Source organism: Paraburkholderia sp. USG1, assembly GCF_031570135.1.
Taxonomy (GTDB): domain Bacteria; phylum Pseudomonadota; class Gammaproteobacteria; order Burkholderiales; family Burkholderiaceae; genus Paraburkholderia; species Paraburkholderia dioscoreae.
In genome coordinates this window covers 103,687-116,515 of the sequence record NZ_JAMWXW010000027.1, presented here as the reverse complement: position 1 = coordinate 116,515, position 12,829 = coordinate 103,687, and the positions used below count along the sequence as shown (strand labels likewise).

Annotated in this window: 14 protein-coding genes; 8 read left to right on the top strand and 6 right to left on the bottom strand. The window is 59.6% G+C overall.

Translation table 11 applies throughout. The features are described 5' to 3' along the window. Nucleotides 1-11: 11 nt before the first annotated feature. Both cydP and rpoH read right to left on the bottom strand, forming a co-directional pair. The gene (cydP, locus tag NE850_RS29480) at nucleotides 12-272 is read right to left on the bottom strand and encodes a cytochrome oxidase putative small subunit CydP (protein WP_310699762.1); all 261 of its coding nucleotides are present in this window, start codon (nucleotides 270-272) and stop codon (nucleotides 12-14) included. 355 nt (nucleotides 273-627) lie between these two features. Beyond that, nucleotides 628-1,563 carry an RNA polymerase sigma factor RpoH gene (gene rpoH / locus NE850_RS29475; RefSeq protein ID WP_007179432.1) on the bottom strand — a complete coding sequence of 312 codons (936 nt, stop codon included), beginning with the start codon at nucleotides 1,561-1,563 and terminating at the stop codon, nucleotides 628-630. Nucleotides 1,564-1,926: 363 nt separating this feature from the next. Here rpoH and NE850_RS29470 point away from each other — a divergent pair, with 363 nt between their 5' ends. Together NE850_RS29470 and NE850_RS29465 are read left to right on the top strand one after the other, a co-directional pair. After that, nucleotides 1,927-2,490 carry an acyloxyacyl hydrolase gene (locus NE850_RS29470; protein WP_007179431.1) on the top strand — a complete coding sequence of 188 codons (564 nt, stop codon included), beginning with the start codon at nucleotides 1,927-1,929 and terminating at the stop codon, nucleotides 2,488-2,490. Nucleotides 2,491-2,533: 43 nt separating this feature from the next. After that, nucleotides 2,534-2,917: a nuclear transport factor 2 family protein gene (locus NE850_RS29465; RefSeq protein WP_007179430.1), complete on the top strand. Its 384-nt coding sequence runs from the start codon at nucleotides 2,534-2,536 to the stop codon at nucleotides 2,915-2,917. A 227-nt stretch (nucleotides 2,918-3,144) separates the two neighbouring features. On the opposite strand, the gene ybiB is transcribed toward NE850_RS29465, so the two are convergent. Beyond that, nucleotides 3,145-4,116, bottom strand: coding sequence for a DNA-binding protein YbiB (ybiB, locus tag NE850_RS29460; RefSeq protein ID WP_165184383.1), 972 nt, complete (start codon nucleotides 4,114-4,116; stop codon nucleotides 3,145-3,147). Between the two features lie 228 nt (nucleotides 4,117-4,344). Between ybiB and NE850_RS29455 the strand changes: the two genes are divergently transcribed. Beyond that, on the top strand, nucleotides 4,345-5,043 hold the full coding sequence (locus NE850_RS29455; protein ID WP_310699761.1) for a fumarylacetoacetate hydrolase family protein: 699 nt from the start codon (nucleotides 4,345-4,347) through the stop codon (nucleotides 5,041-5,043). 26 nt (nucleotides 5,044-5,069) lie between these two features. Further along, a complete protein-coding gene (gene maiA / locus NE850_RS29450) occupies nucleotides 5,070-5,714 on the top strand; it encodes a maleylacetoacetate isomerase (protein WP_007179427.1) in 645 nt (214 codons plus the stop codon). An 85-nt stretch (nucleotides 5,715-5,799) separates the two neighbouring features. Here the strand turns inward: maiA and ftsY are convergent, their stop codons facing one another. Then, nucleotides 5,800-6,957, bottom strand: a complete 1,158-nt coding sequence (gene ftsY / locus NE850_RS29445) for a signal recognition particle-docking protein FtsY (RefSeq protein WP_310699760.1) — start codon at nucleotides 6,955-6,957, stop codon at nucleotides 5,800-5,802. Nucleotides 6,958-7,198: 241 nt separating this feature from the next. On the opposite strand from ftsY, the gene rsmD reads away from it, so the two are divergent. From rsmD to NE850_RS29430, 3 genes are all read left to right on the top strand, one after another. Beyond that, nucleotides 7,199-7,813 carry a 16S rRNA (guanine(966)-N(2))-methyltransferase RsmD gene (rsmD, locus tag NE850_RS29440; RefSeq protein WP_007179425.1) on the top strand — a complete coding sequence of 205 codons (615 nt, stop codon included), beginning with the start codon at nucleotides 7,199-7,201 and terminating at the stop codon, nucleotides 7,811-7,813. Nucleotides 7,814-7,924: 111 nt separating this feature from the next. Then, nucleotides 7,925-8,440, top strand: coding sequence for a pantetheine-phosphate adenylyltransferase (gene coaD / locus NE850_RS29435; protein ID WP_007179424.1), 516 nt, complete (start codon nucleotides 7,925-7,927; stop codon nucleotides 8,438-8,440). Nucleotides 8,441-8,641: 201 nt separating this feature from the next. Then, nucleotides 8,642-9,628, top strand: coding sequence for a site-specific integrase (locus NE850_RS29430; RefSeq protein WP_310699759.1), 987 nt, complete (start codon nucleotides 8,642-8,644; stop codon nucleotides 9,626-9,628). 132 nt (nucleotides 9,629-9,760) lie between these two features. Here NE850_RS29430 and NE850_RS29425 read toward each other — a convergent pair whose 3' ends face one another. Next, the gene (locus NE850_RS29425) at nucleotides 9,761-9,946 is read right to left on the bottom strand and encodes a hypothetical protein (RefSeq protein WP_310699758.1); all 186 of its coding nucleotides are present in this window, start codon (nucleotides 9,944-9,946) and stop codon (nucleotides 9,761-9,763) included. 354 nt (nucleotides 9,947-10,300) lie between these two features. Here NE850_RS29425 and NE850_RS29420 point away from each other — a divergent pair, with 354 nt between their 5' ends. Further along, the gene (locus NE850_RS29420) at nucleotides 10,301-12,175 is read left to right on the top strand and encodes a hypothetical protein (protein WP_310699757.1); all 1,875 of its coding nucleotides are present in this window, start codon (nucleotides 10,301-10,303) and stop codon (nucleotides 12,173-12,175) included. Between the two features lie 148 nt (nucleotides 12,176-12,323). On the opposite strand, the gene NE850_RS29415 is transcribed toward NE850_RS29420, so the two are convergent. Beyond that, nucleotides 12,324-12,764, bottom strand: a complete 441-nt coding sequence (locus NE850_RS29415; RefSeq protein ID WP_310699756.1) for a DUF6641 family protein — start codon at nucleotides 12,762-12,764, stop codon at nucleotides 12,324-12,326. Nucleotides 12,765-12,829: the final 65 nt, after the last annotated feature.

Genomic DNA, 12,829 nt, shown 5'->3' with positions numbered 1-12,829 from the left:
CTACGACTTCGCTAACGGGCATGTTGATCACCTTGGGACGGATGCGGGGCAGGCACGGACAGCAGCGCCTGCGCGACTTGCTCAGGCGGGAGCGACATGTGCTCTGCCTGCGGATGATTGAAGAAGGCGTACTTGAGCACCATCAGCAATGCGAACTTGATGGCGAGGACGATGGCGATATCCCGCGCCAGCGTGGGTCCGCGCACCCAGCCGTCGAACCTTTTACGCAGGCTCGGGCGGCGGATGGTATTGCGATTGAGGGCTATGGTCATGATCGGTAGAAAGCAGCTTCACACCGGTGAATCCGGCTGGCGCCAGGCCGCTTCAACGGTCTGGCGAGTGCATCCCGATTCTAGGAGCAGAACCTCGCGCGTAACGGTTCGCTACTGCGGCATTGGGTCGCGAGACTTGCCCCGTTTGGCCTGTATTGCCAGGTGGTTTGTGTTACGTCAAGAAACGCGTTGACCGTGCATCCCGGTGTACGAAGGTGTGCGAACGTGCGTGTGCGATCAACGCGCGGCGCGGCGCGGCGTGGGCGAAAAAAAGCCCCGCCGTCTTTCGAAGGCGAGGCTTGGCGGCGTGGCTACCGCGCGCCGGACAAACCGGCGTGCTGAAACGCTTCAGGCTTTACGCATACTCGGTGAGTGCACCGCGCATCTTCTTCATTGCGCTCGCCTCGATCTGGCGAATACGTTCGGCGGATACACCGAATTCGTCGGCCAGTTCGTGCAGCGTGGAGCCGCCTGAACCGTCGTCTTCCACCTTCAGCCAGCGTGCCTCGATGATACGGCGGCTGCGGGCGTCCAGTGCGTCCAGCGCGCTCGCAATACCGTCGCTTTGCAGCTTGTCGCGCTGACGCGAAGCCAGCACGGCGGTCGGTTCGCTATGCGAGTCGGCCAGATAGGCGATCGGCGCGTACGACTCTTCGCCGTCTTCAACCTGGCCTTCCAGCGCGATGTCGCCGCCCGAGAGGCGCGTTTCCATTTCGGAGACTTCTTCGCGCTTCACATTCAGCTCTTTGGCGAGACCTTCGATCTCGTCCGGCGTGAACGCGCCCAGCCCTTGCTTGTGGCTGCGCAGGTTGAAGAACAGCTTGCGCTGCGCCTTGGTCGTGGCGACTTTCACCATCCGCCAGTTGCGCAGAATGTATTCGTGGATCTCGGCCTTGATCCAGTGCATCGCGTACGACACGAGGCGCACGTTCTGCTCCGGATCGAAGCGCTTCACGGCCTTCATCAGGCCGATATTGCCTTCCTGAATCAGGTCGGCGTGCGGCAGTCCATAGCCCAGATAGTTGCGCGCGATCGACACGACCAGCCGCAGGTGCGACAGGACGAGGCGGCGCGCGGACTCAAGGTTGTCCTGCTCGCGAAATTCGGTGGCGAACTGGCGTTCTTCCGCCGGCGTCAGCATCGGAATCCGATTTACGGCCTGGATGTAGGCGTCGATATTGCCCAGTTGGCCGGGCAGCAGCGAGGAATGCGAGAGCGCCAGTGCACCTGCCGAAGCGGCCTTAGCCGACGACGGGCTCAAAGTACTCGGAAGGGTCATTGCGTGGCTCACGTAGGAAACTCCTTTGGAATCAGACAAAAGCTTGTTCAGGTAACGACTCCAGCGTTGGATGTTAGCACTCTGATTTGCCGAGTGCTAATGCTTAGAGGCCGTAAGGGCATCTAGGTTCCGTAAATCCCTATTGAAATTCACGATTCAATAGCCATGGTACGCCTTCTTGGCTATCTTTGTGCGCGACGTAGAAGTTACCTGACAAATCGCCTTCGTGATGCAAACTGCCCGATTTTTGCCACTTTTGAAGTGACTAATTGCGAAAATTGAGAATCCTTCATACGATCCGCCAAATCGAGATAGACCTTAGAATACGTAGAACTGTTACTAATTGTTCAACGTTCGACGGAACTCGGGTGTTAGATGAACAACAAAAAGAATACTTTGCGTGGCCTGGCGCTAAAAATTACGGCTGGAGCCGTGCTGGCGGGAGCGTCGGGATTGACGTCGGCCGACCAGTTTGGCGTGCAGGTGGCCGGTGGACTGGGTGATCGCCACGTCAAGAAGCTTGATCTCGGCTTCGTCTGGGATCCGGATCTGAACTGGTGGCAGATCGGCGACTGGCATTTCTCGCTGATCGGCGAAGCGCACGTGGCATGGTGGCACACCAATGAAGGCAACGTGCACGACAATATCGGCGAAATCGGCGTGACGCCGATCATCCGCTTCATCAAGGAGTCAGGGCCGATCCGTCCGTATGCCGAACTGGGCGCGGGCATCCGCCTGCTCTCGAGTCCCCGTATCTCTTCGACCTTTACGCTAGGCACCGCGTTCCAGTTCGCCGACATGGCGGGCGTGGGCATGCAGTTCGGCAACCGCCAGCAGTATCAGGCGGGCTATCGCTTCCAGCATATTTCCAACGGCGGTATCAAAGAGCCGAATCCTGGTATAAATTTCCACCAGCTATATCTGCAATATAACTTCTGACGACCGTGGCCACGTTCGGCTCACCGGTGCGAGGGGCTGAGCGATGGCGGCAAAGATAATCGAAGCGATTCGCGGGCTCGAGCGAGAGCGTTTCCGGGCGATGGTCGACGGCGACGGCCCATCGCTCGACACGCTGCTCGCGGAGAACGTGAGTTACGTTCACACGAACGGCAAACGGGAAACGAAGCGGCAGTTCATCGACGGGATTGTTGCGGGTCGCCGCCGCTACCGTCAGATCGAGGTGCAGTCGCAAGACGTGTTGCCGGTTGGGCGGGAGACCTGCGTGGTCACCGGCAGGGCGCTGATCGAAATGGAAGCGAACAACGGGGCGCTGCTGTTTCCGATCGCCTACACGGCGATCCATACGCAGGAAGACGGGCAATGGCGTCTGATTGCCTGGCAGGCCACGCGTTGCGCAATCGAGTGAGCCTTTGGAGGTCACTCCAACCACCCGGTTGCGCGTTGTGGGCATCTGGATGCCACGAGCATGCGGGTTACGCGCTGGTGGTTCGCGTGTGCCTCGCCTAAGCGTTCGCTCATGCGTCACCGCGGCCTGATTCTCAGGCCGCGACGCTCTTCCGATCTATACGAGTTCTACTCGCGACTATCCGCCGCACCGGTTCGGGCCAGACTACTGGCTCCCGCACCGCGCCGTCACACCGGCGTTTTCGCGACGTCCACGATCAGTTCGACCTGCCGTTCAATCGCGCTCGGCACGGGCGCTTCGCCGCGCAGTACAGCGCTGATCCAGGCGGCGGTCGTCGGCGCATCTTTGGCTTCAGGCAAGTCGACTTCCGGCGCATCGGGCGACGAGCGTTCGTGCGGCACACGCGTTTCGCAGATGCCGTCGTGCAGCCAGTCGACCTGCACCTGACGGCGCGTGTCGGCCACCGCTTCGCCTTCGGTGCCGCGCGCGAGCAGGGCGCCGCCGGCGGCCGCGTCCGGATGCGTGTTGAACAACTGCGTCAGACTGTCGCGATACGGTGGGTGCGTGTAATTCACGAGGCGCAAGCCCGCCGGCGCGAACGGTTGCAGAATTTTCACCAGTGTGTGCGTCGAATTACGCACGCCCATGCGCCGACGCAGCCCGAGAAGGCGCGCAAGCTTCGGCGCGAGCACGTCGATCGGCGCAAACGCAAGACGGCGCTCGGCGAGACCGTCCTCGATGTCGGCGTGCGATTGCGCGTGAGGAATCTGCAAATGCGTGAAGATTTCCGCGCTCGTCACGCGGCCCGGATCTTCGGTTACGCCATGCACCAGCACCGGCACGCCTTCGCGCGCCAGCAGCAGGGCGAGCAGCGGCACGAGATTCGGCTGCTTGCGCGCGCCGTTGTAGGTGGGTATCGACACGGGCCGAAACGCGCCGTGCGGCAGATGCACCGGCTCGAACGACGCATGCGCGCCGGCCAGCATTGCCGCGAGTTCGTCGGCGGTTTCGCCCTTCACGCGGTATGCGAGCAGCACCGCACCGAGTTCGAGATCGGCCACGCGGCCGTCGAGCATGGCGGTGTAGAGCGCGCGCGTATCCTCGGCGGTCAGCGCGCGGGCGCCGTTCGGGCCGCGGCCGATTTCCTTGATGAAGCGGGCGCAGGGGAAGGGATTGGCGGTGTCGGCGGAGTCGGTCATCGGGTGCAGTGGGACGTATTGGCACGCCGCCTCAGAGCGGTCAGCCACGGTATTCAAGGGACGCTATCCGGTGTGAGTATCGCATCTATAGCGATCCGGCGAGACACCGCACTCGCGGCGCCAACCTTGCCGGCCCACGTGGAACTGCCGCGCGCGGGGCTTTGCTGCGCGTTACACTCGATGTTTTATCGCCGCGCTGGCGGCACACATCAAGGAACGGAGAACGGGATGAGTTACGTATTTGCACCCGCACCGGTGGTCGCGGTGCCGGTTGTGGGGGCCAGCGAGCAGTTCGCGGTGCGTCGCATCTACTGTGTGGGCCGCAATTACGAGGCGCACGCGCGGGAGATGGGACACGATCCTGATCGCGAACCGCCGTTCTTCTTCACCAAGCCGGCTGACGCGGTGCTGTACGTCGCGCCCGGCGCCACCGGCGAGTTTCCTTATCCGCCGCAGTCGAAGAACGTCCACTTCGAGATGGAAATGGTGGCGGCGATCGGCAAGGGCGGCAAGAACATTCCGGCCGAAAGCGCGCTCGATCACGTCTACGGTTACGCGCTCGGTCTCGATATGACCCGCCGCGATCTGCAGGCTGAAGCGAAAAAGCTCGGCCGCCCGTGGGATACCGCGAAGGGCTTCGATCACTCGGCGCCGCTAGGCCCGATTCATCCGGCAGCGACGGTGGGCCATGTCGACAAGGGTGCGATCTGGTTGTCGGTGAACGGCGAGGAAAAGCAAAGCTCGGACGTGTCGCAACTGATCTGGTCGGTGGCCGAGACGGTTGCGTATCTGTCGACGCTGTTCGAACTGCAACCCGGCGATCTGATTTTCACCGGCACACCGGAGGGCGTCGGCGCGGTGGTGCCGGGCGATCTGATGAAGGGCGGCGTGGACGGGCTCGGCGAGCTCAGCGTGCGCGTCGTCTGACGGCTGGTTTGGGGGAGACAGACAACATGAAGCTCTACAGCTATTTCCGTAGCTCGGCGTCCTATCGCGTGCGCATTGCGCTGAACGTGAAGAATCTGCCGTACGACTACGTGCCGGTGCACCTCGTGCGCGACGGCGGCGAGCAGCTGAAGCCCGAATACCGCAAGGTGAATGCGGACGGCATCGTGCCGACCTTCATCGACGGCAATGAGGTGATGCCGCAGTCGCTCGCGATCATCGAATATCTGGAAGAGACGCATCCTGAGCCGCCGCTTCTGCCCAAAACGCCGGTCGATCGTGCCTATGTGCGGGCGCTGGCGTTGCAGGTGGCGTGCGAGATCCATCCGCTGAACAATCTGCGCGTGCTGAAGTATCTGAAGCACACGCTGGGCGTCGACGACTATGCCAAGGACGCGTGGTACCGGCACTGGGTGGAAGCGGGTTTCGCCACGTTGGAAGCGCATCTGGCCGGCGATTCGCGCACCGGCAAGCTGTGTTTTGGCGATGCGCCGACAATCGCCGATACCTGTCTGATTCCGCAGGTGTTCAACGCGCAGCGCTTCAAGGTCGACACGGCGAAATTTCCGACGATCCAGCGCATCTACGATCACGCAATGCAACTCGACGCGTTTGACCGCGCGGCGCCGGGAGCGCAGCCCGACGCAGAGTAAGCTGGCCTCACTTGCCAGGCAGGATGCAAAAAGGGCACTCCGCGGAGTGCCCTTTTTGCCGCCTGAACCGCAAACGCCGTGGCGTTCAACCGCCCAGTAATGCGTCGGAAAACTCTTCCGCGCTGAACGGCTGCAAGTCCTCGACCTTTTCGCCGACGCCGATGAAGTACACCGGGATCGGACGCTGCCGTGCGATCGCGGCCAGAATGCCGCCTTTCGCCGTGCCGTCGAGCTTGGTCACGATCAGGCCGGTGAGGCCGAGCGCGTCGTCGAAAGCCTTTACTTGCGCGAGCGCGTTCTGGCCGGTGTTGGCGTCGATCACCAGCAGCACCTCGTGCGGCGCGCCTTCTTGCGCCTTGCCGATCACGCGCTTCACCTTGCGCAGTTCTTCCATGAGATGCAGTTGGGTCGGCAGGCGGCCGGCCGTATCCGCCATCATCACGTCGATTTTGCGGGCCCGCGCGGCGCCGACCGCGTCGAAGATCACCGCCGCCGGGTCGCCGCTTTCCTGCGACACCACGGTCACGTTGTTGCGCTGGCCCCAGATGGCCAGTTGCTCGCGCGCGGCGGCGCGGAACGTGTCGCCCGCGGCCAGCAGTACCGACTGATCGAAGCTTTGCAGATGCTTGGCGAGCTTGCCGATACTGGTGGTTTTGCCCGCGCCGTTGACGCCGGCGATCATCATCACGAGCGGCTGGGCGCGGCCCAGCATCAGCGATTTTTCCAGTGGCCTGAGCAGGTCGACGAGCAGTGTGCGCAACGCCGCTTTGACCTGTTGCGGATCGGTGAGGCGCTCGGCGCGCACTTTTTCGCGCAGCGCTTCGAGCAGGTATTCGGTGGCGTCGACCCCCGCGTCCGACATGAGCAGTGCAGTTTCGAGTTCTTCGTACAGGTCTTCGTCGATCTTCGCACCGACAAAGATGCCGGTCAGGCTCGAACTCGTCTTCGACAAGCCGGTTTTCAGGCGCGTCAGCCACGAGCGCTTTGCGCCCACGTCCGGCCGCGGCGGCGGAACGATTTCGACGGTCTCGGGCGCGGATTCTTCCGGCTCGCGCTCGATTGCGGACGGAGCGGGTGTTTCGACGCGAGCCGGAGCAGCCGCGGGGCGCGGGGTGGCCGGCGCGACAGGCGCAGGCGCCTGCACGGCGGCTCCGGGCGTCGGGCCTTCTGGCGCGGTTTGCGACTCTTCGGGCGCGTTATCGGACTCTTTCGAACCCTTGAATCGTTTGAAAAAGCTGAACATGATCTGGCGTAGTGAGAGCGCGCGCCGATGCGCGCAGCCGGCACAAGACCGGCGGGAGCGGCAGGCAGCGTTGCGATGCGGGATGCAAGGCGCTGGAAGCCGCACATTTTATCAGGCGCGCCGCTGCCCGTCGTATCGGCCGAACGGCCAGGCTGGACGCGCGGCGTCGCTGTGGTAACGTTGGCGCTCCGGCCCTCACGTATCGACGTCGCGGGCGCTTTCAAAACGTAATCGAAACTGCATGCCCCGTTCCGCACCTTCGCGCGCCCAAGGCGCTTCATCCAAAGGCGGCAAGCCGCACGCCATCCGCATCATAGGCGGCGACTGGAAACGCACGCCGTTGCCCGTGCTCGATCTCGACGGTTTGCGCCCCACGCCCGATCGCGTCCGCGAGACGCTGTTCAACTGGCTCGGCCAGAATCTGGCGGGCCAGCGCTGTCTCGATCTGTTCGCCGGCAGCGGCGCGCTGGGCTTCGAGGCGGCGTCGCGCGGCGCGGCCCGGGTATTGATGGTGGAGCGCAATGCGCGGGCCGTCGGCCAGTTGCGCGCCAACCAGGAACGCCTGTCGGCGCGCACGATCGAAATTGCTGAAGCCGACGGTTTGCGCCTTGCCGCGAGTCTCGCGCCCGGATCGTTCGACGTGGTGTTTCTCGACCCGCCGTTCGGCGCGGATCTGCTCGGCAAAGCGCTTGCGCTGGCAGTGCCGCTAGTGAGCGCTGACGGATTTCTGTATGTGGAAGCAGGCGAGGCGCTCGAACTCGAGGACAACGAGACGCTCGCCGGCTGGGAAATCGTGCGGCAAGGTAAAGCGGGCGCTGTCCACTTTCATTTGCTGCAGCGCGAAAATAAGGAATAATGCGCGTTCCAAAACAAGCGCCGGGCGGTGTGCCGTCACGCGCGCGGTCGGTGCCAAATGCGTCGCGTGGACGCTTTGACGTGCCCTTTGTCTGAAGAGAGGAGAAATCTCATGGTAGTCGCCGTGTACCCGGGCACGTTCGATCCGCTGACACGCGGTCACGAAGACCTCGTTCGGCGCGCGTCGAGCATTTTCGACACGCTGGTGGTGGGCGTTGCCGACAGCCGCAACAAGAAACCGTTTTTCACGCTGGAAGAGCGCCTCGACATCGCTCATGAAGTACTTGGGCACTATCCGAACGTTCAGGTCATGAGTTTCAAGGGGCTGCTGAAGGATTTCGTACGCAGCAATAACGCGCGGGTGATCGTGCGTGGCCTGCGGGCCGTGTCGGACTTCGAATATGAGTTCCAGATGGCCGGCATGAATCGCTATTTGCTGCCCGACGTCGAAACCATGTTCATGACGCCGTCCGATCAATACCAGTTCATTTCGGGCACGATCGTGCGCGAAATTGCGCAGCTAGGCGGCGACGTCAGCAAGTTCGTGTTCCCGTCGGTCGAGCAATGGCTGAAGGAGAAGGTTGCCGCGCTGGATCCGGCCAACGGTGCTTCGGCGGCGCAACCGTAACCGGCGTAAACTGTCGGTTTGACGGATCAAAGCCGGCTGCGGCCGGCGTGAAGTGAGAGAAGTATGGCCTTGATGATTACCGACGAGTGCATCAATTGGCTACCCTAAGCAATTTTTGTGCCAACCGTCCATTAAGGCTTCTAGCTTTTCCAATTGCCGGAAATTACCCTCTTGCAACTCAAATGCAACTCAGAGGGAAAAATGGCAACTTTCAGCCAACGAAATGGCCGTTGGCAAGTAAAAATTAGCCGAAAAGGATTTCCTGCGCAATATAAGTCGTTTTCGACAAAAGCCGAAGGCCAAGTTTGGGCCCGTGCGATCGAAGTAGCGATGGACGAAGGGACGTGGGTCGATCCAGCGGGCGCAACCGACATTACATTTCGTAATATTCTTGAGCGTTACAAAATGTCGGTCACACCGACAAAGTCCAGCAGGCGCAGTGAGGAATACCGCATCGCGAAGATCATGCGGAACAAGATCGCTGAGTACACGATGCGTAACCTTACAACGAGCGTGCTGGCCAATTATCGCGACCAGCGGCTCGAAGAGGCGTCAAACGCATGCGTCTGCCGCGAGCTCGCGACAATCAGCGCCGTTATCACGCATGCGCAGCGTGAATGGGGTCTCAATATCAACAATCCGGCAAAGCTTGTGAAGAAGCCGCGATTGCCACCCGGTCGAAACCGATTGTTGAAACCTGCGGAGCTTGAACGACTGTTGCATGAACTGGATGCAGAGCGTCACGAGTTGCGCAACAAGTGGCTGGTACCGCTCGCAAAGCTTGCGCTTGAGACAGCGATGCGACAGGGCGAACTGCTGTCACTGCAATGGAAGCACGTCGATTTCGAAGAGCGGACGGCCTATCTGCCCATAACAAAAAACGGCAAGGACCGGTACGTTCCGCTGAGCAGCGCAGCGATTGCGATTCTGGAGAGTCTGGATCGTGTTGACGAACGCGTAATCCCGATCAGTCAGAACGTCGTCTTGTGTGCGTGGCCGAGAGCATGCATGCGTGCCGGAATTGAAGACTTTCACTTTCACGATCTGCGGCACATGGCAACGAGCAATCTTGCAAAGAAACTGCCGAATGTGATCGAACTCGCGTCGGTGACGGGACATTCCAATGTGCAGATGCTGAAACGCTACTATCACGTATCAGCAAGGGAACTCGCGAGAAAGCTCGGGTGAGATCCGCGGGGAGTTGAGAGTCGTGTCGTGTACGGAATACACGACAAATCGCGGGAAAAAAGTTGTTGTCATTGCGACTCGCCCTTTGAATGCACTGGCAACAAATCAAAGAGCGAAGCGAGCATCAATGCCTCAAATTGGCTTCGAGTTGAGCTTCGCGAGTTGCTGTTGCAGCTTCTGCATCTTATGCTGGATGTCGGCGCGCTTGGCGGCTACCGTTTGTCGCTTGGCTGCCTGCTTCTGCGCTTTGATTCGTTGTTGCTCAAAATCTGCAATCTCCTGCAGACCGGAGTGCGTCAGAATATCGTTGTATCTCATGGGCATTGTCTCCATCGTTTTGTAAGTATTTATCGGCGGATGGAGGCTGCAACCACGGCTCTTCGGCGGTTTGCACCACGCGCAAACTCCAATATGATTTGCTCACCGGCGCTTTCAATGTCCGCTCGAATGCATCATACGTAAAAAATGAGACACAAGGCAAACCACTCTTTTCCGCGATTTGAGCGTTTCCGCTGTGCAACCGATAATGCGCTTCAATCCGTCGTTGAACCTTCAATCGATGACGCGATTGGCTACTCGGAAATCTATGAGTCGATTCGATCGGCGCTAGGAGGGCCAGCCGACCCCCACGGTGCCGCTATTACTCATGTGGTAAGTGACGTAGCCGCAGAGATGGGTGAGATAGCCAAAGAGGCTACACTCGCGCACCTTCTCAATGGTTCTCCATTGGAGCCTTACTTTGCCATTGCCCATGTTTTGCGGGACGCGTTGCGGCAGGATACCGAAATACCGGAACTCTCCGTAACAGACACTCGGTGGGCTGAGGCGATTCGTCATGCTTCGAAATTTACACCAAGGTGGAGGGAAATGCAGGGCCATCTGTATCGACCTGACCCTCGCCATGTGACCTTGGCGCGGGCCCTCGGCTTCTATATCGACCGGGGCCTCGCTCTCACATATAACGGCGATCATGTCGCAATTGAATCTCCACGTAGCGCGGCGACCCTTGCTGCAACCTTAACGACGCCTCTGTCCGCGCTTGGCGACACGCTTGCCATGCAAGCAATTGACCGAATGCTGACAGCGCAATATGAGCCGCTGGTCGGACGCATACACTTCCATCCGACGCCGGATATGATGGGCCGGAAGCTGGATAGGTCACTGCCATGCGGGTTGATTTATCGCTTCGGGTTGAAGACCCTTGGACGTAGCCGAAAGACGTTCGCGACGAAGGCGACAATTGAGCAAGTTCCAGAGGTGGCGACGCACTTTGCTGCCCTCCACGATGTCGAACCTTTCTCGGTCTACGAGACTACCTTCCCTCCGAAGCCGGGTCGAGTTCTCGAAGTACTGCAACGAGTGGCGACTTACGACGAACTATTTTCGATACCGCAGTGTCGTCCCGAAGTCATGAACCAATTGATCGATGGGCTTTTCGCGCGGGTCCTCACAGACGCGGCAACTCCGACATTGCAATGGAGCATCGAGGAGGCGAAGACGTTTTGGCGCTTACTATGCGAACTCTGTGTTCATCCGAGTAACTCAACATTCATCGATCGCGATAGATTCAAAAAGCTGCTAACTCAGCGTGTGGGCAAGGAGTCATGTGACGGTCTGCTCAGGTCTTTCTTGTTGAACACGCCAAACGCCCGCTATAACTTCCCTTCGGATGCGCACCGCTCGGAAACACGGGAGTGTGTCATTGCCATCGCGTCAAACAACCGCTACTGGCTTCCACCTCGTGTACTGTTGGGCCCGCCATTTTATGAGCGCCTTTTCGCTTCTTTCGTACAGCATGTGCCGACTATGAGCGCCAGTCTCGGGCGCGCGTTCGAGGCGCATCTTTTGGACCGTATGAAAAAGCTTGGAATCAATTGTCGCGGTGGCAATATCCGTGGCAAACGTAAAGGGGAGAGAGCGGGAGACGCGGATTTGATTGTCGAGACCGACGAAGTCGTAGGAATATTCGAGCTAAAGAAGAAGGGATTGCGCCGAGAGACCAATGCCGGCAACGACCTGCAACTCGCTGCCGACCTAGCGCAGGGATTTGTCCATGGAATTAACCAGCTGGCGAAACACGAAATAACGCTGCTGCGAGATGGGAAACTCGAGTTCGAGGATGGTCCAGATTTGGTCCTGAACGGACGACGGATTTTTAAAGGCGTGATATCCCTTGCTGACTATGGGGGACTTCATGACTCATCTGTCGTGCGCAACGCACTGCGCGCACTAAGCGGGGTCACAATTTCTTCGCGGCGTTCGATATCGGATGAACAACGAGAAGCAGTCGAAACCTCTAATAAGATATTTAAGACTCTTGGCGAGCGCTACTCAGCCTTTCAGGCGTTGGCAATCGAGGGTGTGGGCCGAGATCTCTTCGACAATGTTGTCTTTCACAATGTTTTTTTTATAGAAGAGCTACTTGTAACTGCGAGTACTTCGGAGCTATTTTTGAAGGCGTTGATGATGGGGACGAGGATATCTACCGGATCCCGTGACCCATTTTTCGAAAGGGCGCACTTCAGTGGCGCGTTGGGCTTGGGATAGATGGGATGGGTCAAAGAAAACCTGATGTGCGTTCGTCATGCTATCGTTCGGACCTGTAGTCCCACGAACACACCTCAGGTCTGGCTACCCGCTTGAGCGAAAGGTGGGCGGCTAGCGGGCGATGCTACGCGCGCATGCCCACTGCCAATTACTTCGCTGCGAAGCCACTGCGCATCGTTGCACTAACGGCTTCCAACGGCACATCAAGTTCGCCTGCTGCAACCGCAGCCTTCAGTGCATCTAGGGTCGGGATCAGATCGCTGATCGTACCCACTTCGATGGCTGTCTTACCCTTTGCCAGTTCCAGTGCCTTCGCACCATAGCGGACTTGCAGGCAGAGCTTGCCGTTTTCGGCGGTGAACCACCATGCGCGAACGCGCTTCTGCACTTCCACATTATGGCGCTCGCCGGTTTCTGCATCCTTCACGGAACGGTACTTCGTGGGCGAGAACGATTTTCCTTCCTGCTGCGCTTTCGCCAGTTCCGTCTGTTCCCAGATTTTCGCGATCAGTCGATTACGGCGTTGCACGATTTGCGGCAAAGCGCCTGGCCGTTTCGATGCTACCAGCTTCAGAGTATTGAGGCTCATGTAACTCTCCTGTGACGTGTATATGCAGGAGAGGATGCGTTCCGGCTACATAGAGATCAAGAAAA

Bases quoted from the DNA above. Each gene is read 5' to 3' on its own strand.
- NE850_RS29425 (WP_310699758.1), bottom strand. From the start codon at position 9,946: ATGAGATACAACGATATTCTGACGCACTCCGGTCTGCAGGAGATTGCA.
- cydP (WP_310699762.1), bottom strand. From the start codon at position 272: ATGACCATAGCCCTCAATCGCAATACCATCCGCCGCCCGAGCCTGCGT.
- NE850_RS29430 (WP_310699759.1), top strand. From the start codon at position 8,642: ATGGCAACTTTCAGCCAACGAAATGGCCGTTGGCAAGTAAAAATTAGC.
- NE850_RS29415 (WP_310699756.1), bottom strand. From the start codon at position 12,764: ATGAGCCTCAATACTCTGAAGCTGGTAGCATCGAAACGGCCAGGCGCT.
- ftsY (WP_310699760.1), bottom strand. From the start codon at position 6,957: ATGTTCAGCTTTTTCAAACGATTCAAGGGTTCGAAAGAGTCCGATAAC.
- NE850_RS29455 (WP_310699761.1), top strand. From the start codon at position 4,345: ATGAGTTACGTATTTGCACCCGCACCGGTGGTCGCGGTGCCGGTTGTG.
- NE850_RS29465 (WP_007179430.1), top strand. From the start codon at position 2,534: ATGGCGGCAAAGATAATCGAAGCGATTCGCGGGCTCGAGCGAGAGCGT.
- NE850_RS29420 (WP_310699757.1), top strand. From the start codon at position 10,301: ATGGGTGAGATAGCCAAAGAGGCTACACTCGCGCACCTTCTCAATGGT.
- coaD (WP_007179424.1), top strand. From the start codon at position 7,925: ATGGTAGTCGCCGTGTACCCGGGCACGTTCGATCCGCTGACACGCGGT.
- ybiB (WP_165184383.1), bottom strand. From the start codon at position 4,116: ATGACCGACTCCGCCGACACCGCCAATCCCTTCCCCTGCGCCCGCTTC.
- rsmD (WP_007179425.1), top strand. From the start codon at position 7,199: ATGCCCCGTTCCGCACCTTCGCGCGCCCAAGGCGCTTCATCCAAAGGC.
- maiA (WP_007179427.1), top strand. From the start codon at position 5,070: ATGAAGCTCTACAGCTATTTCCGTAGCTCGGCGTCCTATCGCGTGCGC.
- NE850_RS29470 (WP_007179431.1), top strand. From the start codon at position 1,927: ATGAACAACAAAAAGAATACTTTGCGTGGCCTGGCGCTAAAAATTACG.